The organism is Streptomyces sp. CC228A, from assembly GCF_021390935.1.
GTDB lineage: Bacteria > Actinomycetota > Actinomycetes > Streptomycetales > Streptomycetaceae > Streptomyces.
The window spans coordinates 64,857-89,558 of sequence record NZ_JAJPUI010000003.1 but is presented as its reverse complement, the minus strand read 5'-3'; the positions used below and the strand labels follow the sequence as shown (position 1 = coordinate 89,558).

Annotated in this window: 15 protein-coding genes; 6 read left to right on the top strand and 9 right to left on the bottom strand. The window is 71.8% G+C overall.

Annotated features, from left to right (window positions below; translation table 11 throughout):
* Positions 1–43: 43 nt before the first annotated feature.
* The gene (locus L6E17_RS10315) at positions 44–478 is read right to left on the bottom strand and encodes a DUF6153 family protein (RefSeq protein WP_236240490.1); all 435 of its coding nucleotides are present in this window, start codon (positions 476–478) and stop codon (positions 44–46) included.
* A 67-nt stretch (positions 479–545) separates the two neighbouring features.
* On the opposite strand from L6E17_RS10315, the gene L6E17_RS30915 reads away from it, so the two are divergent.
* Positions 546–1,727: a DUF998 domain-containing protein gene (locus tag L6E17_RS30915; protein ID WP_308315862.1), complete on the top strand. Its 1,182-nt coding sequence runs from the start codon at positions 546–548 to the stop codon at positions 1,725–1,727.
* Positions 1,724–2,575 carry an alpha/beta fold hydrolase gene (locus tag L6E17_RS10305; RefSeq protein WP_236240489.1) on the top strand — a complete coding sequence of 284 codons (852 nt, stop codon included), beginning with the start codon at positions 1,724–1,726 and terminating at the stop codon, positions 2,573–2,575. Before L6E17_RS30915 ends, L6E17_RS10305 begins: the two co-directional genes overlap by 4 nt.
* Positions 2,576–2,587: 12 nt before the next feature.
* Here the strand turns inward: L6E17_RS10305 and L6E17_RS10300 are convergent, their stop codons facing one another.
* The 5 genes from L6E17_RS10300 to L6E17_RS10280 all read right to left on the bottom strand — a co-directional run bounded on the left by L6E17_RS10300 (position 2,588) and on the right by L6E17_RS10280 (position 6,623).
* Positions 2,588–3,007, bottom strand: coding sequence for a CBS domain-containing protein (locus L6E17_RS10300; protein WP_236240488.1), 420 nt, complete (start codon positions 3,005–3,007; stop codon positions 2,588–2,590).
* Between the two features lie 178 nt (positions 3,008–3,185).
* Positions 3,186–3,902: a DUF305 domain-containing protein gene (locus tag L6E17_RS10295; protein WP_236240487.1), complete on the bottom strand. Its 717-nt coding sequence runs from the start codon at positions 3,900–3,902 to the stop codon at positions 3,186–3,188.
* Entirely contained in the window at positions 3,899–4,552 is a 654-nt protein-coding gene (locus L6E17_RS10290) for a DUF3105 domain-containing protein (protein WP_236240486.1), read from the bottom strand. Before L6E17_RS10290 ends, L6E17_RS10295 begins: the two co-directional genes overlap by 4 nt.
* A gap of 208 nt (positions 4,553–4,760) precedes the next feature.
* Positions 4,761–5,222, bottom strand: a complete 462-nt coding sequence (locus tag L6E17_RS10285; protein ID WP_236240485.1) for a hypothetical protein — start codon at positions 5,220–5,222, stop codon at positions 4,761–4,763.
* 324 nt (positions 5,223–5,546) lie between these two features.
* Positions 5,547–6,623 (bottom strand): PP2C family protein-serine/threonine phosphatase, encoded by a 1,077-nt coding sequence (locus L6E17_RS10280; RefSeq protein WP_236240484.1) that lies wholly within the window; start codon positions 6,621–6,623, stop codon positions 5,547–5,549.
* Positions 6,624–6,763: 140 nt separating this feature from the next.
* Between L6E17_RS10280 and glnA the strand changes: the two genes are divergently transcribed.
* The 3 genes from glnA (at position 6,764) to L6E17_RS10265 (ending at position 9,207) form a co-directional block, all read left to right on the top strand.
* Positions 6,764–8,125 (top strand): type I glutamate--ammonia ligase, encoded by a 1,362-nt coding sequence (gene glnA, locus L6E17_RS10275; RefSeq protein ID WP_236240483.1) that lies wholly within the window; start codon positions 6,764–6,766, stop codon positions 8,123–8,125.
* A gap of 156 nt (positions 8,126–8,281) precedes the next feature.
* On the top strand, positions 8,282–8,524 hold the full coding sequence (locus L6E17_RS10270) for a type II toxin-antitoxin system Phd/YefM family antitoxin (RefSeq protein WP_236240482.1): 243 nt from the start codon (positions 8,282–8,284) through the stop codon (positions 8,522–8,524).
* A 68-nt stretch (positions 8,525–8,592) separates the two neighbouring features.
* On the top strand, positions 8,593–9,207 hold the full coding sequence (locus L6E17_RS10265) for a dihydrofolate reductase family protein (protein WP_236240481.1): 615 nt from the start codon (positions 8,593–8,595) through the stop codon (positions 9,205–9,207).
* A gap of 121 nt (positions 9,208–9,328) precedes the next feature.
* On the opposite strand, the gene L6E17_RS10260 is transcribed toward L6E17_RS10265, so the two are convergent.
* From L6E17_RS10260 to L6E17_RS10250, 3 genes are all read right to left on the bottom strand, one after another.
* Positions 9,329–9,718: a suppressor of fused domain protein gene (locus L6E17_RS10260; RefSeq protein WP_236240480.1), complete on the bottom strand. Its 390-nt coding sequence runs from the start codon at positions 9,716–9,718 to the stop codon at positions 9,329–9,331.
* 176 nt (positions 9,719–9,894) lie between these two features.
* On the bottom strand, positions 9,895–20,538 hold the full coding sequence (locus L6E17_RS10255; RefSeq protein ID WP_236240479.1) for a LamG-like jellyroll fold domain-containing protein: 10,644 nt from the start codon (positions 20,536–20,538) through the stop codon (positions 9,895–9,897).
* Between the two features lie 234 nt (positions 20,539–20,772).
* Positions 20,773–21,381, bottom strand: coding sequence for a BMP family ABC transporter substrate-binding protein (locus tag L6E17_RS10250; RefSeq protein ID WP_236240478.1), 609 nt, complete (start codon positions 21,379–21,381; stop codon positions 20,773–20,775).
* A gap of 260 nt (positions 21,382–21,641) precedes the next feature.
* On the opposite strand from L6E17_RS10250, the gene L6E17_RS10245 reads away from it, so the two are divergent.
* Positions 21,642–24,638, top strand: a complete 2,997-nt coding sequence (locus L6E17_RS10245) for a bifunctional [glutamine synthetase] adenylyltransferase/[glutamine synthetase]-adenylyl-L-tyrosine phosphorylase (protein ID WP_236240868.1) — start codon at positions 21,642–21,644, stop codon at positions 24,636–24,638.
* Positions 24,639–24,702 lie beyond the last annotated feature (64 nt).

The following is a 24,702-nucleotide window of genomic DNA, read 5'->3' as shown; positions in this document are numbered from 1 at the left end:
GGAGGACGTGCGTGAGCGCCGCACGGGCGGCGCGCCCGCCGTCCTAGATCCGCAGCACCGAGAGCTCCGCGAGGGCCACCCGCAGCGGCGGTGGCCGCCGCCGGCGGGTCCGCGCCACCGGCCCGCGTCCACCGGGCCGCCCCGACCGCTCGCCGTACGGCCGCGTCCGCCGCCGCAGCCGGCGCAGGGCGAGACCGCCCAGGAGGCCGGCCCCGGCCGAGCCCAGCAGGAAGAGGCACGCCGTGGTGGGATCCATCCCGGTCGCGGGCGCGTCTTCAGGGGCGTGCTGTGCCGGTGCGTCATGCGCCGGGGCACCGTGCGAGGACGCCGCAGCCGAGTGAGCACCCGCACCCGCATGCTCCGGAGGATGGCCCCAGGTGTGCATCGTGACGAAACCGAGCAGCAGAGCGGCGAGCAGCAGCAGCCGCCCGTACCGCGCGGCTCCCCGCGCGCTCCGTCTCCCCGCCCTGGCCTCCATACGCGGCAGCCTACCCCCGTGGGGTACCCGCCTTGCGGAGGGCCGGTCGCGCGCCGATCATGGGGCCATGACACCGCCGCCCCGCGGCAGGGGCCCCGTGCGGTGGCCCCTCGCCGTCCTCCTCGCCCTGGGTGCGGTCACGTACAGCGCGTGGCTCCTCGAAACCGTCCTCGGCACGGGACTCGACCCCGTCCAGTCGTACGTCAGTGAGCTCGCCGCCACCGACCAGCGCCTCGGCGGGCTCTTCCGCACCACCGACCTCGTGTCCGGCGTGCTCGTGCTCACCGCCGCGCTGGGGGCGCTCGCCGGGTCGGAGCGGCGCCCGCTGACGGTCGCGGGCTGGGTGGCGCTCGCGCTGTTCGGCGCCGCCACCGCCGCCGACTCGCGCCTGCCGCTGAGCTGCACGCCGACCGCCGACGCGGCCTGCGCCGCCCGCGAGGACGCCGGGGACGTGCCCTTCACCCACCTCGCGCACGCCGTCAGCTCCAGCCTCGCGATGGCGGGGGCCCTCGCGGGCGTCGCCGCCCTCACGCTGGCCGCGCGCCGCTACGGCCACTGGCCCGCGGTGGCCCGCACGGGCAGCGTGCTGGCCGTGGCGGCGGCCGCGGCCACGGTGTGGACGCTGGCCGGGGTCGCCGCGTTCGAGGCGGAGCGCGGCCACTGGGGCCTGGGCGCCGGACAGCGCCTCCAGGTGCTGCTGGTCGCGGCGTGGCTGCTGGTCCTGGCCTGGTCCCTGACGAGGAGGCCCCCGGGGCCCGACAGAGCCCCCGGCACCGGGCGCGGCAGGGGAGCCGCCGGCACCGGAGGCCCCGGGCGCGGCAGGGGAGCGCGAAGTGCCCCGGGCGGTCGGAGCGCCGGGCGCGCCGGGGACGCCGGAAGCCCCGGCTTCCGCCGGGCCGTCGGTATCCACGGCCGCCGGGCCGCCGTCGCCCGCCCAGGCCCGCGAACCCGCCGGGCCGTCTGCTTCCGTGTCCGCCGGGGGCCCGCGCCCGGATCCGCCTGGAGGCCGACGGCGGTCGAGGCGAAGGGCGCGCCGGGAACCGCGGAAGCCACCGCGGCCGTCGAGCCGCCCCCGCCCGCCCAGGTCCGCGGACCCGCCGGGCCGCCGGTATCCGCGGCCGCCGAGCCCGCCGAGACACCCGCCGAGGGCCGCGCCGGGCCGCCCGCTACCTCCTCCCCCAGCCCCAGGAGGCCCTCCGGCCCCCGAGGCGCCCGCCTCCGCCGACCCGCCGGGGCGGGGCTGCCGTGACGGGCCGGCGCGGGTTCCTGCGGGTCGGCGGCGTCCCGCACCACGTCGCCGTCGAAGGGGACGGGCCCGTCTGCGTGCTCAGCGCCGGGCTCGCGCTGAGCTGGTTCGACTGGGACCCGGTCATGCCGCTCCTCACCCCCCACCGGACCGTCGTCCGCTTCGACCGGCCCGGCCACGGCCTGAGCGCCGCCGCCCGCACCGCCCCCACCGCCGCCGGAGAGGCCCACCGGATCGCCGGAGTCCTCGACGCCCTGCGCCTCACCGGCGCCCCGGTCACCGTGGTCGGCCACTCCATCGCGGGCTTCCACGCGGAGGCGTTCGCCCGCCTTCACCCCGGCCGCACCGCCGGGCTCGTCCTCGTCGACGCCTCCGTGGAGGAGCACGCCCGCCCGCCCGCCGCACCCGCCGCCCGCACCGCCCTGGCCCGCGCGCTCGGCGCGGCGCTGGCCGCCGCGGGCGCACCCGCCGCGCTCGGCCCCGCGGCCCGCCGCACGGCGGTGCGCCTGTCCCGGGCGCGCCGCGCACCCGATCCGGCGCCCGCGGCCCTGGTCCGCCGCTGCTACGCCACCCGCAGGGTCCTGGAGGGCGCCCTGCTGGAGAACGCCCACTACACGGCCGTCGCCGCCGGACTGCTGGCGCTGCGCGGCCGCCATCCGCTGCGGCCCGCCCTGCCCGTCACCGTCCTCGCGGCGCCCGGCTCCCCGGACGGCACCGACCGGTGGACGTCACGCCAGCGCGCCCTGGCGGAGCTCCTCGGCGGCCGCTTCACCGCCGTACCGGACGCGGGGCACCTCATCATGCTGGACCGCCCCGGCGCGGTGGCCGAGGCGGTCCTCACGACAGCATGACGGGCGGGGCGCTCAGGACCTGCCGTACACCGCCTGCGCGAACTCGCCGACCTTCTCGTCCGGCAGGTTCCGGGCCAGGTCGGCCTCGCTGATGATGCCGACGAGACGCTTGTTCTCGATGACCGGCAGGCGCTTGATCTGGTGGCTCTGCATCTCGCGCAGCACGTCGCGGATGTCGGCGCCCGCGTCGATCCACCGCGGTGTGCCCTCTGCGACGTCCCCGCAGGTGACCTGTGACGGGTCGTGGCCGGTGGCCACGCACTTGAGCACGATGTCGCGGTCGGTGACGATGCCGCAGAGGCGCTCGTTCTCGTCGGCGATGGGCAGCGCGCCGACATTGTGTTCGCGCATCAGCTGCGCGGCCCGGTCGAGGGTCTCGTGCCGGGGGATCCAGTGGGCCCCGGGGTGCATGATGTCTCGGGCGGTGGTCATGAAGTGCCTACCTCCGTAGAACGCCTTACGTCGTCGTCCCCGAGTTCCTCCATTCTCGCCGCCCACACCTGCCCCCGCACGTGCGAGGCCGCCACCCGTGGTGACGGGCGGCGGCCTCGGCCCCGGGCCCCGGGGCGGCCGCGCCGTCCGGGGCCCGGGACGGCACGGCGGGACGCGCTCAGCCGCGCGGCTCGGCGCCCCGCTCCCTGAGCATGTCCGTCATCAGGCCGATCTCGGACTCCTGGACGTCGACCATGCCCTGGGCGAGCGCCTTCTGCACCGGCACCGCGCAGGCGTCGACGCAGCCCTGCGCCATGTGCACCCCGCCCACGTGGTGGTCGATCATCAGCTGGAGGAAGAACACCTCCGCCTCCTTGCCGCTGAGCGTGCCCAGCCGCTGCATCTCGGCCCGGGTGGCCATACCCGCCATGATCGGCTGGTCGTCACCGCTGCCGGTGGAGGCTTCCGCGGAACCGCCGTGGCTCCCGCCGTGGCCGCCGCCGTGTGCAGCGCCGCCCTTTCCGTGCTCCATCCACGACATCGGCTCGCGGTCCGCCACCGTCTTCGGCAGCCCCCACAGGTCCAGCCAGCCCAGCATCATGCCGCGCTGGTTGGCCTGCGTGTTCGCGATGTCGTACGCGAGCCGGCGCACCTCCTCGTCCTGCGTGCGGTCCCGCACGACGAACGACATCTCGACGGCCTGCTGGTGGTGCACCGCCATGTCCCGCGCGAACCCGGCGTCCGCCGACGTGTCGGAGGGTGTCGCCGCGGCGCTGCCGGAGGCGTCACCGCCCTCCCGGCCCAGGGCCGTGAACGCGGCCCATCCGGCGAAGACCAGCGCGAGCAGGACGGCGCCGGCCGCCAGACCGATCGTGCGGACCAGTGAGCGGCTCACTGGTCCATCCCCGCCAGGCCGCCGGTGCACGCCGCACCCGGCTCGGGGGTCTGCGGGCCCTGCACGTACTTCGTGAAGAACTGGTTGACGCGCTCGTCGTCGGCGCCGTCGACGGTGACCTGCTTGCCCCAGGCGGACAGCATGATCGCGCCCGCCTGGTCCTTGACCGGGCTCATCAGCGAGTACGGCGTCTTGGAGACCTTCTCCGCCAGCTTCTTCACGTCCTCGGCGGGGGCCTTGTCGTTGTACGTGACCCAGACCGCGCCGTGCTCCAGGGAGTGCACGGCGTTCTCCTTGGGGATCTCCTCCTCGTAGACGTTGCCGTTGCAGTCCATCCACGCCCGGTGGTGGTCACCGCCGACCGGCGGGTTCATCGGGTAGGAGACCGGCTTCGGGTCCACGTGGTTCTGGGTGAGCTTGTCCCAGGTCTTCTCCTCGCCGACGGGCGCCGCGGCGAGGGCCTCCTGCTGCTCCTTCTTGTCCTGCTCGCGGCTCAGCACATAGCCGCCGAAGCCGACGAGACCGGCGACGACGGCGACGCTGACGGAGATGGTGATGATCCTGATCCGGCGCTCTCGGGCCCGCTCGGCCTGCCGCATCTGCTCTATTCGGGCGCGGCGCTCGGCGGACTGGGAGGTGTGGGAAGTCATGGTGATCCGAGGTCCTTCTGTGGGTCGGCGGAAGTACGACGAGGTACGAGGTACGGGTACGACGGGCACCCTGTGCGGCGGCCGGTACGGCCGGGCACGGAGTGCGGGTACTTCGAGGAACCTGGTACGGCGAGGTACGGAGGACGGGCCCGCGCGGTGCGGACCCGGGGCGAGCGGGCGGCCCGGACGAGGGGCCGCGGGCGTCGGCCTAGGTCCGCAACACCTGAAGGACGTGCAGGTCCGGCGCGCGCGGAACGCTCCACGCGGCGGACGGCGGCTCCGGGGCCGGGGCGCGCGCGGGCGCCGCGGCGCTGTGGGCGTGCAGCGGCGGGTCCAGCGGCGGCGCGGTCAGCACCGCGGGCGTCAGCGACGGCAGCAGCCCGCAGTGCCGCCCGTCGAGGGGGCACGCGTACCGCCCTCCGGTCCCGTCGTGGACCGCTCGGTACGCCTCGAACGGCCGCACCGCCCCGGAGGCCGGGAGGGACAGCGAGACCGCGCCCCCGGCGCGGGCGGACACCGCGCCGCGGTGGCCGTCGGCGTCCGCGGCGTGGCCCGACGGGCCGAGGCAGAGGAAGAGCGCGGCGAGGAGCGTCGCCACGGCACCCAGCAGGGCCATGGGACGCGAGGCACGCGCGGGGCGCGCGAGGCGTACGAGCCGCAGGCCCTCCATGGGCGCTGATCGTAGTGCAGGGGTCACCCGCGCCGGGAGGCACTCGGCGCCGGCAGCGCCGCACCGTCCTCCGTCGTGTGCGGGTCATTCCCCTCGGGAGACGCTCACCGCCGCCAGCGCCGCACCGGTGGCCGCGTGCATGGGCCACTTGTCCTGCGAGACGCTCACCGCCGCCAGCGCCGCACCGTCGGCCGGGCGCATGGGTCGTTCGCTACGGGGCGCTCGGTGCCGGCACCGCCGCATCGCCGGCCGGCGTGCGGGCGCCTTTCGCCCCGGGCGGCGCTGAGCGCCGGCAGCGCCGCGCCGTCGGCCAGGGATCGGGGGTCACTCGCCCGGGGAGACGCTCAGCGCCAGCAGCGCCACATCGTCGACCACCTCGCCCGCGTACGAGGACACGTCCCGCCACACGGCCTGCACCAGCGCCATCGGATCCCGCTCCGACGGGACGCGGGAGGTCAGCGGGTAGAACGCCCCGCTGCCGTCCCGGGCCTCCGTCACCCCGTCGGTGTGCGCGAGCAGCACCTCGGACGGCCCGAGCGGCACGGTGACGGGCTCCGGCGCCCGGAACGCCGCGAGCCCCAGGCCCAGCGGCGGCCCCGGCTCCAGGGCGACCTCACGGCCGCCGTGCCCGTCCACCACCACCGGCGGCGGATGCCCGCAGCTCACCACCCGTACGCACGGCTCGTCCCCGCCGGTCTCCGGGAACTCCAGCAGCACGGCCGTCGCGAACAGCTCCGCCGCCTCCTCGGCCCGCTCCGCGTCCACCACCAGCCGCCGGTCCAGCCGCGCCGCCACCCCCGCCAGCTCCCGCTCGTCCAGCACCGCCTCCCGGAACGTCCCCAGCAGCGACGCCACCGTCGCGACCGCCGACAGCCCGTGGCCCTGCACGTCCGCCACCACCGCCCGCACCCCGTACGGCCCGCTCTGCACGTCGTACAGGTCCCCGCCCACCAGCGCGCCCCGCTCCGCCGCCCGGTACAGCGCCCCGCACCGCACCCGCCCCACCCGCTCCGGCAGCGGCGGCAGCACCGCGAGCTGCGCCGCCTCCGCCACCGTCCGCACCGACACCAGCTGGGCGTCGCGCCGCGCCCGCGCCCACGCCAGGAACGCGCTCACCCCGCCGATCAGCCCGAACGCCACCAGGTCGCCGTCCGACAGGTGCTCCGCGCGCACCCCGGGCACGGCCAGCACCGTCGCCACGGCCACCGCGATCAGGGACGTCCCCAGCACCCCGTAGACCAGCGACGTCAGCGGCGCGACGACGGCGAACGCGAAGCCCAGCTGCACCGTCTCCGGGGTCGCGAGCTGCGCGACGACCGCGGCGAGGAGCAGCGCCCACGGCAGCAGCCGCACCCACAGCCGCGGCCGCGTCCCGGCGAACTCCAGCCCGGCACGGTCCATGGCCCCAGTCTGCGCGAACCGGCGTCCGCGCGCCTTCCCCGCGTTACGTGCGCCACACCCCGGCATGCAGTATGGATCCGCAACGCGCACGAAACCGTGTGGTGGCATGCTGGCCTTGATCAGCGAGGATGGGTGTGGATATGGACAAGCAGCAGGAATTCGTGCTCCGGACCCTGGAGGAGCGCGACATCCGCTTCGTGCGCCTGTGGTTCACCGACGTGCTCGGCTTCCTCAAGTCGGTGGCCGTGGCCCCCGCCGAACTGGAGCAGGCGTTCGACGAGGGCATCGGCTTCGACGGCTCCGCGATCGAAGGCTTCGCCCGCGTGTACGAGTCCGACATGATCGCCAAGCCCGACCCGGCGACGTTCCAGATCCTGCCGTGGCGCGCCGAGGCCCCGGGCACCGCCCGCATGTTCTGCGACATCCTCATGCCGGACGGCTCGCCCTCCTTCGCGGACCCCCGCTACGTCCTCAAGCGCACCCTCACCAAGACCTCCGACCTCGGCTTCACCTGCTACACCCACCCGGAGATCGAGTTCTTCCTGCTGAAGGACAAGCCGGTCGACGGCACCCCGCCGGTGCCCGCCGACAGCTCCGGCTACTTCGACCACACCCCGCAGAACGTCGGCATGGACTTCCGCCGCCAGGCCATCACCATGCTGGAGAACATGGGCATCTCGGTGGAGTTCTCCCACCACGAGGGCGCCCCCGGCCAGCAGGAGATCGACCTGCGCTACGCCGACGCCCTGTCCACCGCCGACAACATCATGACCTTCCGCCTGGTCATGAAGCAGGTCGCGCTGGAGCAGGGCGTCCAGGCGACCTTCATGCCGAAGCCGTTCTCCCAGCACCCCGGCTCCGGCATGCACACCCACCTCTCCCTCTTCGAGGGCGACCGGAACGCCTTCTACGAGTCGGGCGCCGAGTACCAGCTCTCCAAGGTCGGCCGTTCCTTCATCGCGGGCCTGCTGCGCCACGCCGCGGAGATCTCCGCGGTCACCAACCAGTGGGTCAACTCGTACAAGCGCATCTGGGGCGGCTCCACCCGCAGCGCGGGCGCCGGCGGCGAGGCCCCCTCCTACATCTGCTGGGGCCACAACAACCGCTCCGCGCTGATCCGCGTCCCCATGTACAAGCCCGGCAAGACCGGCTCCTCCCGCATCGAGGTCCGTTCCCTGGACTCCGGCTGCAACCCCTACCTCGCGTACGCCCTCCTGCTGGCCGCCGGCCTCAAGGGCATCGATGAGGACTACGAGCTCGGCCCCGGCGCCGACGACGATGTGTGGGCCCTCTCCGACGCGGAACGCCGCGCCATGGGCATCGAGCCGCTGCCGCAGAACCTCGGCGAGGCGATCTCCCTGATGGAGCGCAGCGAACTCGTCGCGGAGACGCTGGGCGAGCACGTCTTCGACTTCTTCCTCCGCAACAAGAAGCAGGAGTGGGAGGAGTACAGGTCGGAGGTCACCGCCTTCGAGCTGCGGAAGAACCTGCCGGTGCTGTAAGCGCAGGTCAGCGCAGCTCTCGCCGTTGCACGGCGTCCCGGGGTGGCGGTCGACGACCGCCACCCCGGACCCGTATCACCCGCCCCGGCCCGTCTGCGGGCCGCCCGGGGTGCGGGCACGGGTGGCCCTGCCCGTGCCACTGAAGGGAGCGCACCCATGGCGATGAGCGCCTCGGACGCCCGGCGGGACCTGCTCGGGCTGATCAAGCGGGTCAACGACGACCACGTGCCGGTGCGCATCAGCTCCGAGAGCGGCGATGCGGTGCTGATGTCCGCCGCGGACTACGCGTCCTGGCAGGAGACTGTCCACCTCCTGCGTTCCCCCGCCAACGCCCGGCGGCTCACGGAGGCCGTCGCCCGCGACAGGGCGGGTGACGGGCCGGCCCCCGGCGGCGGCTGACCGCGCCTTGCCGCGTCCCGGGGTGCACCCGGGTGCGCGCTGCACCCGGCGGCGCCAGCATGGGGAACATGAGCAAGGTCTTCGCGAACCTGGCCATGTCCCTGGACGGCTACGTCGCCGGCCCCCACGCCCGCCCAGGGAACCCGCTGGGCGACGGCGGCAGCCGCCTCCACGAGTGGATGTACCGCATCCGGCCGTGGCGGGAGCGGCACGCCATGGAGGGCGGCGAGGAGAGCCGGTCCGCGCTGCTGATGGCGGAGACGTTCGACCGCACGGGCGCGTACGTCATGGGCCGCCGCATGTTCGACGAGGGCGAGGCGGCCTGGCCGGACCCGCCGCCGTTCCGGGCCCCGGTGTACGTCCTGACGACCACCGCGCGGGAGCCGTGGGTCCGGGCCGGGGGGACGGTCTTCACGTACGTGACGGTGGGCGTCGAGGCGGCTGTGGCCCAGGCGAGCCGCTCGGCCGGCGACAAGGACGTCCAGATCTGCGGCGGCGCCCACACGGTCCGCGAGGCCCTGAACGCGGGCCTGGTGGACGAACTCCAGCTCCACGTGGCCCCCGTCCTGCTGGGCGCCGGCATCCGCCTCCTGGACGGCGTGGACCCGTCCGTGCACCTGGAGATCGCGCAGGTGGTCGACGCCCCTGATGTCACGCATCTGCGTTACGGGGTGGTGCGGTGAGACTTTTTCAGCGCCGAACGTACCGCAATGCAAGTGTCCTGCCGAGGTTGAACCTCGGCAGGACACTTGTGCTGCTGTTTCACCTGCGTGAGCTACGCGTCGGCGTTATGAGGGCGCCCGCCTACACGGTGGACACGCGTGCTGGATCGACCAGGTTGACACCAGATCCTTCCAGACGATCCTCCAACGCCTCAGTTCCTTTGCGTCGGGCGAAATCCGCCTCATCTGCGGAGATAGGGACCAGCCAGAGATAGGTGACCTCCTCCTTTCCGGATGCATAGGTAGCGGCTCTCGGATCCAGGGCGTACGGCCATGAAACGAGGAGGTGCTGGTGCTCTGAGCCCTCGATCCAAGGGCGCCCGATGTCCATCACAGATCCGTGGCCCAGGTGGTGCTGGGGGAAGCTGTGGAAATGGGCCACCATGGCGAGCGTCTCAACATGCCGCGGAGACTCCACGGGGGACATGATGAAGAACTCGCGCATCGGGTCGGCAACGCTGAACGCACCCACGGTGAGGTAGATGTACGAATCTCCAGGTCCCAAGGACGAGACTCTCCGCACACTGAAGTCGGGGATTACTTCCTCGATCGGCCCGAGCGTCCACCGAATGTCATCGTGCTGGCGGTCAGGCCAACTATCGTGCAGGTGTCGCCTTAGTGATTCATTTTGCACTTTCGAACCTTCCATCAGCGTCGCCGCATGCCGAAGGCTTGGGCGATCTTTCGGGAGACCCTCGCCATGACGGCACCCTGACTTCTCTGGCAAGCCCAGCACGCTGCGCCGTTGATTCCGACCTGCGCATGCGCGCGTCGCTGCGCATCGGTCATCTGCCATCCACCATGGAAATAATAGTGGAGTACGAGCGGCGGATCGTGTTCGGGGACGGGCCGAGTGGGGGTCCCTGACTGCATGATGTTGCCGCATTCGGGACACGGCTGTCCTTCTGCCGCAGCGCGGGCGGCACGACCTGCCGGCGTGTCCGTCTGGGCTCCGCCGTAGTCTCGCTGGCGGTTGTAGCGCACCGTCGGCATCGCGGTCTGGGCGTCAGTGACCACTCCCTGGCTGTCGACCGTGAAGCGGGCGCCGCCCGTGGTGCAATTGTGGACCAGGACGTTGGTGTCGTCCCCGGCTGCCACGTGGTACGTGTGCAAACCGTCGACGCTCAGGTCGTATGTGATGCGTTCAGCTGTGTACGACGTGACCTCAATGATCGAGGTCGACTCGCCGCCTGCCGTCTGGAGCTTGTGGCCGCTCTTGAGGTTGGCCGCCTGAGTCCAGGCATTGGCGGTGGCCTCGTAGAACTGGTGGTGCTTCGTGGTCTGGATCGTCTTGGGGCCGGACTTCGTAGCGACGACGATATCGACGTAGTTGCGGTCCGTAGTGGTGACGATCACCTCCTTGACCCTGCGCTTCTCCTTCTCCTTCTTGCCTGGCTCGGCTGCGAGGATATAGTCCCCGGCCTTGACCTCAGAGATCGGCTTGGTCGAGCCGTTGGCCATCAGAACGCCGGTCAGGCCGGTGAAACTGTGTGGCGTCGGGCAGGATGCACGACCTTGGCTCGTCGAAGGGGAGGAGTTGTTTCCTGGTTGCGGCTTGGACTTCGGGCCGAACTTGCTGCCTGCGGCTCCGAAGATGCCGCCACTGACGGCCCCCACGGCTGTGGCCGTCGCCGCGCCCTTGGCGCTGCAGCCTTCCTCGCTGGCCGCGCAGGTCACGCCGTAGCCGACCGCGCCTTCGGCGGCGCCGCCGGCCGCGCCCATGGCCGCGCCCTGGGCGACCCTGCCGCCGGTGTTGGCGAGCAGGCGGCCCACCGCACCGGAGACCGCACCGCCGGCCGCGCCACCGAGCGCGCCCGTCAGCGCACCGACGCCCACGGCTCCCAGGAATCCGCCGACGGACTTGGGTCCGTCGCTCATCATGTAGCCGACGCCGTTGGCGGCCGCGCCTGCCAGGGCGGCGCAGCCGATGGCTCCGACACCTGCTGTCAACGCGGTACAGCCGGCGAACACCGCCACACCCACCGCCACTGAGGCGATGGTTCCGGCGTGTTTCTTGACGAAGTTGGCGGTTGCCTTGGCTGCCTTCTTGACGGCTCTGCCGACCTTTTTGGCTGCCTTGACCACCTTCTTGGCGACGCTCTTGGCGGCCTTGGCCACCTTTCTGACGGCCTTCTTTACCTTCTTGACGACCTTGTGAGCGTACTTCTTGACGCGCTTATAGGTCCGTTTGACGTATCTCTTTACCTTCTTGACGCTGTCCTTGACATAGCGCACCGTCTTCCGAACGGCCCGCTTCGCCCGCTTGACGACCTTCTTGACGACCCTCTTGACCTTCTTGGCCGCCTTCTTGACGACCTTGGCGGCCTTCTTGACCACCTTCTTGGTCTTCTTGTAGGCCGACTTGGCGACCTTCTTGACCTTCTTGGTGACCTTCTTGAAGAAGCCGCCGATCGACCAGTGGCCGGTCGGGTCGGTCATCGTCATCGGGTTCTGGTCCGCGTAGGCGTACCGGTTCGCCGTGACGGAGCTCGGCAGCGGGCTCAGGTTCGCCGTGTCGCGGCTGTTGAACTGGCCGGTCTCGGGCGAGTACCAGCGCGCGGCCATGTTGACCTTGGCGGTCTGCGGGTCGGTCCAGCCGGACTGGTAGCCGAGGTTGCCCACCATGCCGGTGGTCTGGGTGACCTTGCCGAACGGCGTGTACGTCGTGGACCCGGTGAGGGTCTCGCCACTGTCGGTGAACTGCGCCACCACGTCGGTGTGCAGGTCCGTCATGTACAGCGCCGACGACGTCGGGGTCTTCACGCCGATCAGGCTGCCGTCGGCGTTGCGGCTGTAGACCGCGCTGCCGTCGGACGCCACGTCGTTGCCCATGCCGCTGTACTTGAAGTCGTACAGGGGTCCGCTGCCGCCGGCGACGCTCGCCGACAGGACACGGTCGAAGCCGTCGTACTGGTAGGTGCGGTCGCCTTCGTTGATCACGCGGTTGAAGGCGTCGGCCTTGACCACCGTGGTGGTGCCGCTCTCGTCCACGATGGAGCTCATCGTGCCGCGGGCGGTGTAGCCGTAGGTGTTGTGCCCGTCCGAGGTGAGGCGGTTGCGGGCGTCGTAGGTGTAGGTGTCGCCGCCGACGCGGGTGCGGTTGCCGGACGCGTCGTAGCCGTAGACCTCCGTGGTGGTTCCGTTGTTCCAGGACGTGATGCGGTTCGCCCAGTCGTACGTGTACGTGTTCGTGGACGCGCCGATCACCCCCGCGGTCGTCTTCGACGTCTCGTTGCCGTTCGCGTCGAAGGCGTAGGTGATCTGCGAGAGCACCGTGCCCGATGGGGCGGTCAGCTTGTCGCTCGTCAGGCGCTTCAAGGCGTCGTAGCCGAAGCTGCGCTTGGCCTTGCCCGCGCCGTAGTCGATCGACGTGACGTTGCTGTTGACGTCGTAGCCGTAGGTCATCGACGCGCCGGTGGCACCGTCGTTGACCGTCTTCAGCCGGCCGGCCGAGTCGTACCCGAAGGTCGACGTGCCGGAGGCGTCCGTGCGGGACGTCAGCGCGCCGTCGCCGTTGTAGGCGAAGGAGGCCGCACCCGACGGGCCGGACGTCGACAGCAGCAGACCGCGGTCGTCGTAGCTGAAGGTGTTGGTGGTGTCACCCACACCGGCTGCCGCGACCAGGCGGTCGTCGGAGTCGTACGTGTAGGTGTGGTCGACCGTCTCCACCTCGGCGCCGGTGCCGGTCTGGCGGACCAGGCGGCTCTTGGCATCGTAGACATGGGACACGGTCACGTTGCCGGGGGCGCGCTGCTCCGCCACGCGGCCGTTCGCGTCGTACACCGTGGTGAAGGTGCGGTCGGCGAGGTCCGGGTGGGACGGAGTGGAGGGCTCGATGAGTTTCTCCGGCATCCCCCAGCTGTTGTAGGTGGTCAGGAACTTGTTGCCGCGGCCGTCGGTGAAACGCGTGCGGTTGCCCGCCGCGTCGTAGCCGAAGGTCGTGGTGATCGACTCGCCGGCCGAGACGGGCTGCACCGCCTTCGTCACCAGACCCGTCGGGTCCAGCGTGAAGGTGGTGGTGTGGCCCCGGTAGTCCGTCGACGCGATCGGGTTGCCCGCACGGTCGAACGTGGCCCGCGCGGTGCGGATGACCGTGCCGTCGGCCGCCAGGTCGCTGGTGGACACCGGCAGGCCGAAGCCGTCGTACTCCACCGTGGTGCTGGTGCCGTCCGGCTCGATGGTCTTGGTGACCTCGCCGTCCATGTTGTAGACGAACTTCGTCACCTGGCCGGCCGAGTCGGTCAGCTCGGTCATCTCACCCAGCACGTCGTACTTGTACGACTCCGAGATCCCGGTCGGGCTCACGGTCCGGGACAGTTCGCCGCCCGGGGCGTCGTACTCGTTGATCGCCGTGTAGGCGCGCTGCGTCGGCTGGCGCACGATCGTGGTGTCGGTCAGCTGACGGCCCAGGTAGTCCCAGGTCATCTCCTGCCGTGCACCGTTCGGGCGGGTCGCCGAGAGCTGGTCACCGCTGCGGGAGTACGTGTACTGCGTCGTACCGCCGCCCGGCTCGGTGACCGAGGCCACGGCTCCCAGCTGCGTGTAGGTGTACGTGGTGCGGTTGCCCATCGGGTCCACCTCGGCCGTGACCTGGCCCAGGCTGTTGTACTCCGTCCAGGCCGTGGCCGTGATCGGGGTCGTGGAACCCGGCGGGGTGTAGTTCGGCATCGTCACCGAGGACTCCTGGCCCTCGGCGTCGTACGCGACGACTGTCACGTTGCCCAGGGGGTCCGAGACCTCGGTCTGCTCACCGAAGGTGTTGTAGCCCATCATCGTGACCGGGCGGACGGTGACCGGGGCCCCGCCCTCCTGCTCCGCCTGGACGGCGGGCTCGGTGACCGTGGACTGCTGGCCTCCCTCGTCGTAGCCGTAGTCGGTGGTCTGTCCGTTCGGGTCCGTCATCGACACGGGCAGGCCGCGCTGGTCCAGCTTCCATGTGGTGGAGCGGACCGAGCTGCCTGAGGCCGGCAGGGTGCCGCCCTTGACCGCCGAGACCTGTGCTGCGGTCAGTGCCTCGCTGTAGACCTGGACATCGTCGAGGCCGCCGGTGAACTCGCCGTCGTAGCCGGTGCCGATCTGCCAGCGGCCGAGCTGCAGCGGGCCGGTGGACTCCCACGGGGTGGTGAACGGCGTCTCCTGCGCGAGGGTGCCGTTGACGTAGAGGCGGAGCATGGCCGCTTCGGCGTCGTAGACACCCGTCAGGTGCGCCCAGGTGTTCGCGGTGACCGCGGCCGTGCCGGAGGACGCCTTCACGTACGAGGCGCTCGTGCTGTCCGCGACCCGTCGCAGGAACGTCCAGCCGGAGCCCCGGGAGTAGTACAGGACGAAGCCGTAGACGTTCTCGCTGTTCTGCGAGACCAGGCCGTGGTCGATGGTCTTGTCGGAGATCTTCGCCCAGGTGGAGACGGTGAAGCTGCCGTTGGTGTTGACCACCGGCCCGTCCGTCTGCGCGTACGCCTCGGCGGTGCCGTCGAAGGCGGCGCTGCCGCCGCGGTCGGTGTTCCAGTGGAATCCGGTGCCGTGGGTGCCCGTGTGGTTCGCGCCGGAGGAGTCGCCGACCGAGTAGCCGGTGGTCTCGTCCAGCTTGTAGCGGGCCACCGGGGCGACCGTGCCGTCGTGGACGGTGGTGCCGGTGATGTTGCCCAGGTTGTCGTAGAGCCGGTCGACCGTGCTGCGGTCACCCGTGGCCGGGTCGTACTCGGACTCCGTCACCACGTTGTCGTCCGGGTCGTAGGACACGGTCGTCGTGTGGCGCAGGCCGTTCGGGTCGAGGATCGAGGAGATCACGCGGTCGGAGGCGTCCACCGTGAAGGTGTGCGTCGTCTGACCGTCGTTCGTGACCTGCTTGATCAGGTTCCCGGCGGCGTCGTAGGTGTTCGCCTGCTCGGTGAAGGACTTGCCGTTCGCCGGGTCCTTGCGGACCACCGACGCCGACAGGCCGTCGTCCGTGTAGGTGTACTCCGTGACCCAGCCCATCGCGTCGGTGATCGACGCGAGCCGGCCCGCCGGGTCGTACGCGCGCGATTCCGTCACCAGGGTGGTGGGGGAGGAGGGGTTGTTCGGGTCGCCCACGAAGTCCAGCAGGTTCGTGGTGAGCGGCCTGCTCTCCCCGTCGTACGTGAAGGTCATGACCGAGCCGTCGGGGTCGGTCTCCTTGACCTTGTTGCCGTAGCCGTCGTACTCGAATGACGTGGTGTCGCCGCCCGGGTCCGTCCGCGAGGCCATGCGGTTGTACGCGTCGTACGTCATCGACGTGGTGCGCGCCGCGTCGCCGCCGCTCAGGTCGGACACCGTCTGCGACAGGATGTTGCCGTCCGCGTCGTAGCCGGTCGTCGTCCGGGCCTGGTGCACCGCGCCGGTCACCCGGTTGGTGACCTTCTCACCGGTCTCCGTGACGATCTGGTCGTTCTTGTCGTACGTGTACGTCGTCGTCAGACCGTCCGGCGTCGCGTCGGAGACCTCCTTCTTCGCCACCTGGCGGCCCAGGTTGTCGTAGGTGTAGGTCACCTTGGCGCCGTTGGCGTCGACGACCTCCGCGAGGTCGCCGTTGGCGTAGTAGACGTGCCTCGTCTTCTTGCCGCCCGCCGTCGTCACCGTGTCCAGCAGTCCGGCCGGGGCCGTCGCCGTGCCGCCCTCCGCCGCGGGGGTGGAGGCCGTGGTGTACGTCGTCGTCGCCGTGCGCCCGTTCGGGTGCCCGGCCACCGGCGGCGTCGTCACCGACGTGAGCTGACCGGAGGCGTCGTACGTGTACGACGTGAGGTACCGGTTGTCCGTCGGTCCGGACGAGCGCCCGTCACGCTCGGTGAGGAGCAGGTCGTTGCGCAGGTCCATCGGCGGGAATGCCGTGGTGGCGTCCGGGTAGTACGTGTAGTACTCGGTGGAGCACTTGTTGGCCGCGGTGTCCTGGCAGGTGGTCGTGGAGACCGTGTTGCCGCGGACGTCGTGGCCGTTGATGCTGCGGTTGCCGTTGGCGTCGGTCACCGTGTGCAGGAAGCCGCCGGTGTCGTAGCCGTACGTGGTGCGCTTGCCGTTGGTGTCGATCGCGGCGAGCAGGCGGTTGCCCATCTCCGCGTCGTACATGTAGGTGAGCGTCTTGTTGCCGGGGTCGGTCAGCTTGACCGTCTTGACCGGTGCGACACCGGAGGACGCCTTGTACGCCTTCCAGTGCGCCTCCACGTCCTCGGCGGACAGCGGGTGGCCGTAGGCGGCGAACTCGGCGATGGAGCCGTTGAAGAAGCTCACGTCACCGGGCGACTGGTACCAGTACTTGCCGAAGCCCGCGCCGAGGAAGGTGCGGGTGTTGACCTGGTCCTTCGCCTCGCCGCTGTACTCGCCCTGCTTGACGCCGTCGAGGTACAGCGTCTGCTTGGTGCCGGACGCCGACAGGACCGCGTGGTGCCACTTGTTGTCGTTGACCGTCTTGGCCGAGCCGAAGGCGGTGCTCCCGGAGCCCGACACGCTCCACCAGTGGCCGTGCAGCTTGCCGTCGGCTCCCACGTACAGCAGCGGGTTCCACGAGCCGGTCGGCGTGGTGCCGGTCGGCGGCTGCGACTGGTCCGACAGGATCACACCGGGCGACCCCGTCTTGAACCACAGCTCCACCGCGCGCTCGGACGAGCCGTGCCACGGTGTGAAGGGCACCTCCGCGTATGAGGAGGTGCCGTTGAACGAGACGGCGGTGGCGTCGCCGGTGCCGAAGGGGCCGGCTACGCCCTGGGTGACGGAGTTGTAGGTGCCGAAGCCGGTGTTGACCTGGTTCGCGGCCTGCGGGGCGGCGCCGGTGTCGTCCAGGCGCCAGTAGCCGGTCGGGGCGGAGCCCATGACGGCCGAGCGGTACACCTCGGAGGAGCCGGTGATGGTCGGCGTGTGGAGCTTCCACGTGCCGCCGTCGCCGTCGGTGGCCTGCAGGACCTGGTCGTCGGTGGTGCCGTAGACGACCGAGGCGCGGACCTTGCCCTCCGGCGTGGTGACCTTGTTCAGCAGTCCGGCCGGGTTCTTGGCGGCCTTGTACTGGGCGGTGATCACGGCCGGGGTGAGCGGCTCGGAGTAGATGGCGACCTCGGCGAGGTCGCCTGTGTAGTGGCCGAGCTTGTCGTTGGGGTCCATGGCGGGCCAGCCGTCGTGGTTCACGCCCGCGCCCAGGGTGATGTAGGGCTGGTTCCAGTCGTTGATGGTGCCCGTCAGGGAGCCGACGACCGCGCCGTCCAGGTACAGCGTCTGGCTGTTGGCCTGGCCGGTCAGCACCGCCTGGTGCCACTTGCCGTCGGTGACGGTGGCCGCGGAGGTGATGGTGGACATGCAGCCCGGCGACATCGCCAGGCAGCCGCGCAGCTTGCCGTCGGTGCCCACGTACACCGCGGGGGTGTTCTTCGTGGTGTTCTTCACCGGGTCGGGGTCGCTGAGCGGCTTGTCGCCGTAGTAGAACAGCACACCGCCCGCGTCGGTGGTCTTGAACCACAGCGACACCGACATGTACGACGGGGTCGCACCCGGCGCCGACGGCATCTCCACGTAGGAGCTGGTGCCGTTGAACGCGGCCGCTTTCTGCGTCGACCCGGCCAGCGGACCGGCCGCGCCCAGCGTCACATCGCGGTACAGGCCGTTGTACTTGCCCTGGTTGATGTCGACGCTGTCCTTGGCCGCCGTGGCACCCGCCGCCTCACCCAGGCGCCAGTACGCGAACGGGTCCGCGTCCAGCACCGTGGTGCGGTAGTGGTTGCCGGTCGTGTAGCCGTAGGTGGTGCACTTCAGCGGGTCGGCCGGGGTGCACACCTTGGTCAGCTGGTCGCCGGCGTACCCGTACGTCCACGTCTGGGCCGTGGCGGCGTCACCGGCGGTCGCCGGGTCGGTCGTCACGGTCGCCACGTGCGCGGCGGTGGCGCCGGCCGGGGTCGACCACGTCAGGGTCAGCGACCGCTTGGAGACCACGTTCGTGATCTTCGTGAGCTTGCCGGAGGTGTACGTGAACGTCTCCGTGCGGCCCGCGTAGTCCTTGATGGCGCTGATCGCGTACGTCCCGGCCTTCCCCGACACCGCCTGCGTGAAGCGGTACTCGGTGAAGTCCTTGTCCGTGAGCGTGTAGCCGCCGGTGACCGCCTGGAGGCGGGCGTAGCGGCCCAGCGGCGGCACGAACGTGCCGTCGGAGTTGCGGCCGAAGGCGACCTGCTCACCGCCGGGGTAGGTGATCTCGACGTGCGTGACCGCGCCGGAGGGGTCCTTGAACTCGGCGGCCTTCATGTCCACGACCGTCGACCAGCCCGCACCGAACGCGTTGTCGATGCGCGGGTCGAGGCTGTTGTAGGACCGGTCGATCTCCAGCGACGGGCCGACCACCGACACCTCGGCGTCGGTGTCCTCGGTGGTGTAGTTGCCGTCCGACGGGTCGAACTCGTGCCCGTCGGTGTTCTGCGCCAGCCCCGAGGTGATCGGCGGCTGCGGCACGGCGGTGGTGAACCGGCTGGAGTGGACGACCTCCGCGTAGCCGTCGGACACCGCCACATACCAGGCGTAGTTCTTGCTCCACTTCAGCTTGCCCGAGGGGATCTTCCACGCCCCGCGCGTCAGCGCGCCCGAGGTGGCCACCGGCGTGGTGCTGGAGCTGTCCGCGTCGTACACCTCGAAGGTGTAGCTGAGCGCGGACGGCCACTTGTCGGAGTCGTAGGCGTAGACCAGCAGCTCCGGCTGGAGCGTGTTCGCCTGGAAGTTCACCGGCGGGTACTGCGCGGTGACCTGCGGCTTGGTGTTCGCCGTGTAGGTCAGCTCCAGCGCCGGGCGCCACGTGGAGGTCGTGGAGTTGTCGGAGTGGAACTTCTTCCAGTGCAGGTTGTCGTTCGTCGGCGCGGTCAGGGCGAGGCCGTAGTTGGCGCCGCCCGTGGCCACCCAGTCGAACCAGCCGGTGTCCAGGGTGACCGGCATCTTCACACCGACGCTCGTGGACCCGCTGGTGTTCGTGCAGGACGAACCCGGGTTGACCTTGGCCGAGCCGATGGCCGCGCCGCGCGACGGACCCGGGTAGGTGGTCGTCGTCGACGGCGACCAGGACTGGGTCACCGGGTGGGCGTAGAACACCGTGGCGCTGCAGGTGGAGGACCAGGAGGCGTACACGTTCAGCTTGGCCGAGGTGACGCGCTGGCCCTTCAGGGTCGTGCTGAGCGAGGAGAACTGCAGGAAGGAGTTCGCCTTGTTCGTGCCCGCGTCGTACGAGCCGACCTTCAGGGTGTTCTCGGTGGACCGGTCCGCGCTGTAGTTGGACTGGACGTAGGTGGTGTTGCTCGCGGTGACGGTGGGGTCGACGGTGACCGGGTAGACCCGCTCGGGGTCCTTCAGCCACTTCTCGTCCGCCGTCATCCGCAGCGCCGGCTTGCCGTCCTCCTCCACCAGCTCGTAGCTGACGGCCTGCGAGCGGGTCGCGTCACCGGACCGCGGGTCGATCTTGGAGTCCTCCATGAAGGCATGGGGGATCCGGGCGGCGACCTTCCCGTCGCCGTCGGTGAACTCCACGTCCCCGGCGTCGGTGAGGCGCGGGGTCAGGCCCTTCAGCTCCAGCGGGAACAGCCAGGAGTTCGGCGCGTCCGGCGAGTGCAGGACCAGCAGCTCCTTGAAGCCCTCCGCCAGCGGCACCAGCCGCAGGTCGGTGTCGGGGAGCACCGCGGGGTAGGTGACGATCCTCTGCTCGTCGACCGTCGGCTCGGCCTTCGCCGTGCCCCGCAGCGAGTACGCCAGAGAGCGGCCGTCGCCGAAGTCCACCGAGGCCAGCTGCTGGTCGGCGGCGTCGCCGGCGAACTCCACGTCCAGGGAGTTGGCCCGCTGGGACAGGCGCCCGTCGGACTCCTCCACCAGGCGGGTGTCGATCGGCTTCCAGGTGCCGTCCTCGGCCTTGAAGTTGGCCGGGCCGGTGTAGTGCTTGACGGTGGTCGAACCGTCGGCGTTGACGAAGAAGTCCGAGGTCTCCGTGGACTTCTTCGCATCGCGCCGGCTGGTCTTGGGGTCGAAACTGTCGGCGTTCCCGGGCGCCTTGCCCGTCGTCGCCTTCTCGACCTCGTCGACGGGCCGCTCGAAGGGGTCGAGCTCGCCCTTGCCCTTACCGGGCTTGCGGCCGACACCCCCCTCGGCGCTGGTGTCGTCCGCGGACGCCTTGTGGCTCTTGCCGCGAGCGGTGCCGCCCTCCTGGTCAGGAGTGTCCAGCGGCTTGGTGTTCAGCCACTCCCACACCCCCGACAGGGACATCTTCGGCATCGACAGTGGCGGCAGTGACACCCCGTTGGCCATGGCCTGCTCGGTACTGAGCAGCAAGGACAGGGATATCAGCGTGGTGACCGCGGTCGCCCTCACTCTGCGTCTGCCGGTACGACCCGGTGGAAACAGGCGAGAGCCGCGGACCCAACGATTATCCATGGGTCAGGCCTCAACTTTACACGTTGCTTACAGAAGCCTCGTGAGCCTGCCCGATGGCCGTACGTCAGTTCCACTCGGGTACGGGTACTTTGCCGTGCCTTTACCCGCTGTCGGGAACTGTCTGCCCGGCCGTCACATGCCGGCCGCTTCGACGACGTCCCGAAGGGTGTCGGCGACGGTGTCCTTCAGCCCGTCGCCGGTGCGGGCGGCGGTGATGTTGGCCGCTTTCTTCGTGCCGTCAACAGTGACGAAACGTATCTTCTGGTGCGTGTCCGCCTGCTGCTCGGCCGCCTTCACCTGCGGCTCGCCCACCGCGAGGACGACCGCGCACTTGCGCTGGAGCAGCCCGTTCATGAACGGCAGGGCGTTGTCGACGGTCTGCGGCCCCGTCACGGGCACGTAGGTGACCCGCACCCGGGTGTCGCCCGACGCCTCCTGCATGCCCTCCCACACGGTGGCCGCGGTCGTGCCGGACGTGACGCCCTTGTCGTCCGTCAGCAGGCAGGCGTTGAAGTCCTTGTACTGGCGGGCCCGCGGGTCCGGCGGCGTCGGCTTCCCGTCGCCGGCCAGCAGCCACGCCGCCAGCAGGCCGAGCACCAGCACGCCCGTGCTGCCCGCCACCCACGCCCACCGCCCCCGGAACGCCCCCGGTGCCTTCAGCAGCCGGGCCACCCGGGTGGCCACCGCACCGCCGGTCTCCGACTTCCTCGGCGCATTGCGCCACGTACGCCGGGTCTTCATGCCGCCGCCGCTCCTCTTCTCATGTCCGTGCCGAACCGGGCACAGGGTCGACGTACGGTACATCCCCCGCCGGAACACCCCGCTCCGGGGGTCGCCGCCACGCAGCCCCGCCGCTGCGGCCCGCCCCGCCCGGCGGCGCCCCCGGCACCCCGCCCGGGCCCGCGGCGCGCCGCCCGCCCCACCGGTGCGCCGCCCGCGGCGGTGCCGTACGCCCGGCCGTTAAGCTCGGGGAAGGTACGGACGTGGAAGGGGAGCTGGGCATGGCGGTGCCGGCGCCTGGGCGGCGGAGCAGTACCTTCACGCGGCTGCTGCGGCACGGGTTCACCGACCCGTCCGACGCCGAGCGGCTGCTCGGCGCCCCCGCGATGGCCTCCGTCCGTACCGACCCCGTGCTCCTCGACGCCCTGGGCGCCACCGCCGACCCGGACCTCGCGCTGCGCAGCCTGGTACGGATCGCCGAGGCGCAGCCCGCCGACCCGGGCCCGCAGGCCCTGCTGTCCACGCTGCTGCACGCCAAGCCGCTGCGGGACCGGCTCCTCGGGGTGCTCGGCGCGTCCGAGGCGCTCGGCGACCATCTGGCACGCCACCCCCTGGACTGGCAAGCCCTCGTCACGTACGAGGCGGACGACCTCCACCCCGGCGTGGCGGAGTTCGAGCGGGACCTCGCCTCCGCCACCGACCCGGGCGCGCTGCGCGTCGCCTACCGGCGGTGCCTGATCGCCATAGCGGCCCGCGACGTGTGCGGCACCACCGACGTCGCCGAGACCGCGGCGGAGCTCGCCGACCTCGCCACCGCCACCCTCCGCGCCGCCCTCGCCATCGCCCGCGCCGCCGCCCCCGACGACGCCGCCCTGTGCCGGCTCGCCGTGATCGGCATGGGCAAGTGCGGCGGCCACGAGCTGAACTACGTCTCCGACGTGGACGTCATCTTCGTCGCGGAGGCGGTCGACGGCACGGAGGAGCGGCGGGCGCTGCAGGCCGCCACCCGGCTCGCCTCCCACCTGATGCGGATCTGCTCCGAGACCACCGTCGAGGGCACCATCTGGCCCGTCGACGCGAACCTGCGGCCGGAGGGCCGCAACGGGCCGCTGGTCCGCACCCTCGCCTCCCACGTCGCCTACTACCAGCGGTGGGCGAAGACCTGGGAGTTCCAGGCCCTGCTGAAGGCCCGCCCCGTGGCGGGCGACCCCGAGCTGGGCGCCGCCTACGTCGACGCGCTCGCCCCGCTCGTCTGGCAGGCCGCAGAACGCGAGAACTTCGTCGCCGACGTCCAGAAGATGCGCCGCCGCGTCGTCGACAACATCCCCGTCGCCCACGTCGACCGGGAGCTCAAGCTGGGCCCCGGAGGCCTGCGCGACGTCGAGTTCGCCGTGCAGCTCCTCCAGCTCGTGCACGGCCGCACCGACCCCGCCCTGCGCAGCGGCACCACCCTGGACGCCCTGGACGCCCTCGCCGCAGGCGGGTACGTGGGCCGCGCCGACGCCGCCCAGCTCGCCGACGCGTACCGCTTCCTGCGGGCCATGGAGCACCGCATCCAGCTGTACCGGCTGCGCCGCACCCACCTCGTACCGGAGGGGGAGGCGGACCTGCGGCGGCTCGGCCGGTCCCTGGGCCTGCGCACCGACCCGGTCGCGGAGCTCGGCCGCGAGTGGCGCCGGCACGCCTCCGTGGTCCGCCGGCTCCACGAGAAGCTGTTCTACCGGCCGCTCCTCGACGCCGCCGCCCGGCTCGCCCCCGGCGAGGCCCGGCTCAGCGCCGAGGCCGCCGGCGAGCGCCTCGAAGCGCTCGGGTACCGCGACCCCGCCGCCGCCCTGCGCCACCTGGAGGCCCTGGCCTCCGGCGTCACCCGCAAGGCCGCCATCCAGCGCACCCTGCTGCCCGTGCTGCTCGGCTGGTTCGCCGACTCCGCCGACCCCGACGCCGGCCTGCTCGGCTTCCGCAAGGTGTCCGACGCGCTCGGCAAGACCCCCTGGTACCTGCGGCTGCTGCGCGACGAGGGCGCCGCCGCGCAGAACCTGGCCCGCGTCCTGTCCGCCGGCCGGCTCGCCCCGGACCTGCTGCTGCGCGCCCCGGAGGCGGTCGCCATCCTGGGCGCCGCGGAGGGGCTCACCCCGCGCGACCGCGCCCAGCTGGAACCGGAGATCATCGCCGCCGTCAACCGCGCGGGGAACGCCGAGCAGGCGGTCGCGGCGGCCCGCGGCGTACGGCGCCGGGAACTGTTCCGCACGGCGGCGGCGGACCTCATCGACTCGTACGGGACGGAGGACGCGCCCACCCCCATGGACGCAGGGGCGCTCGTCGACCGGGTCGGGCAGGCCGTTACCGACCTGAACGCCGCCACCCTCGCCGGGGCCCTGCGGGCCGCCGTCCGCGCGGAGTGGGGCGACACCCTGCCCACCCGGTTCGCCGTCATCGGCATGGGCCGCTTCGGCGGGCACGAACTCGGCTACGGCTCCGACGCCGACGTCCTCTTCGTCCACGAGCCGCGCGACGGCGTCGACGAGCAGGAGGCCGCCCGCGCCGCGAACCGGGTCGTCGCGGAGATGCGGCGGCTGCTGCAGCTGCCCACCGCCGACCCGCCGCTCCTCATCGACGCCGACCTGCGCCCGGAGGGCCGCAACGGCCCCCTCGTGCGCACCCTCACCTCCTACGCGGCCTACTACCGGCGCTGGTCCCGCGTGTGGGAGAGCCACGCCCTGCTGCGGGCCGAGCCGATGGCGGGCGACGAGGACCTCGGGCGGCGCTTCGTCGAGCTGATCGACCCGCTGCGCTACCCCGCCAAGGGCCTCGACGACGCCGCCGTGCTGGAGATCCGCCGCCTCAAGGCCCGCATGGAGAACGAGCGGCTGCCGCGCGGCGCCGACCCGTCCCTGCACGCCAAGCTGGGGCGCGGGGGCCTGTCGGACGTGGAGTGGACCGTGCAGCTCCTCCAGCTGCGGCACGGCCACGAGGTGCCGGGGCTGCGCACCACGCGCACCCGCGCGGCCCTCGCCGCGGCCCGGGAGGCGGGCCTGATCAGCGAGCGGTACGCGCGGACGCTGGACGAGGCGTGGGTGCTGGCGACCCGGGTCCGCAACGGCGTGATGCTGGTCCGGGGACGGGCCGGGGACACCTTCCCGTCGGACACCCGCGAGCTGGCCGCCGTGGGCCGCTACCTCGGCTACGGCCCCGGGCACGTCGGGGAGATGGTCGACGGCTACCGCCGCACCACCCGCCGGGCCCGCGCCGTCATGGAGGACCTGTTCTACGGGTCCTGACGCCCGGGTGCGGCGGTACGGAGCAGGCGCGGGCGGTACGCGCCGAGCGGCCGCGCCCGGCAGG

Excerpts from the sequence above, each read along its gene's own strand:
- L6E17_RS10270 (WP_236240482.1), top strand. The coding sequence starts at position 8,282 with ATGGCGATGAGCGCCTCGGACGCCCGGCGGGACCTGCTCGGGCTGATC.
- L6E17_RS10250 (WP_236240478.1), bottom strand. The coding sequence starts at position 21,381 with ATGAAGACCCGGCGTACGTGGCGCAATGCGCCGAGGAAGTCGGAGACC.
- glnA (WP_236240483.1), top strand. The coding sequence starts at position 6,764 with ATGGACAAGCAGCAGGAATTCGTGCTCCGGACCCTGGAGGAGCGCGAC.
- L6E17_RS10315 (WP_236240490.1), bottom strand. The coding sequence starts at position 478 with ATGGAGGCCAGGGCGGGGAGACGGAGCGCGCGGGGAGCCGCGCGGTAC.
- L6E17_RS10285 (WP_236240485.1), bottom strand. The coding sequence starts at position 5,222 with ATGGAGGGCCTGCGGCTCGTACGCCTCGCGCGCCCCGCGCGTGCCTCG.
- L6E17_RS10265 (WP_236240481.1), top strand. The coding sequence starts at position 8,593 with ATGAGCAAGGTCTTCGCGAACCTGGCCATGTCCCTGGACGGCTACGTC.
- L6E17_RS30915 (WP_308315862.1), top strand. The coding sequence starts at position 546 with ATGACACCGCCGCCCCGCGGCAGGGGCCCCGTGCGGTGGCCCCTCGCC.
- L6E17_RS10290 (WP_236240486.1), bottom strand. The coding sequence starts at position 4,552 with ATGACTTCCCACACCTCCCAGTCCGCCGAGCGCCGCGCCCGAATAGAG.
- L6E17_RS10245 (WP_236240868.1), top strand. The coding sequence starts at position 21,642 with ATGGCGGTGCCGGCGCCTGGGCGGCGGAGCAGTACCTTCACGCGGCTG.
- L6E17_RS10300 (WP_236240488.1), bottom strand. The coding sequence starts at position 3,007 with ATGACCACCGCCCGAGACATCATGCACCCCGGGGCCCACTGGATCCCC.
- L6E17_RS10280 (WP_236240484.1), bottom strand. The coding sequence starts at position 6,623 with ATGGACCGTGCCGGGCTGGAGTTCGCCGGGACGCGGCCGCGGCTGTGG.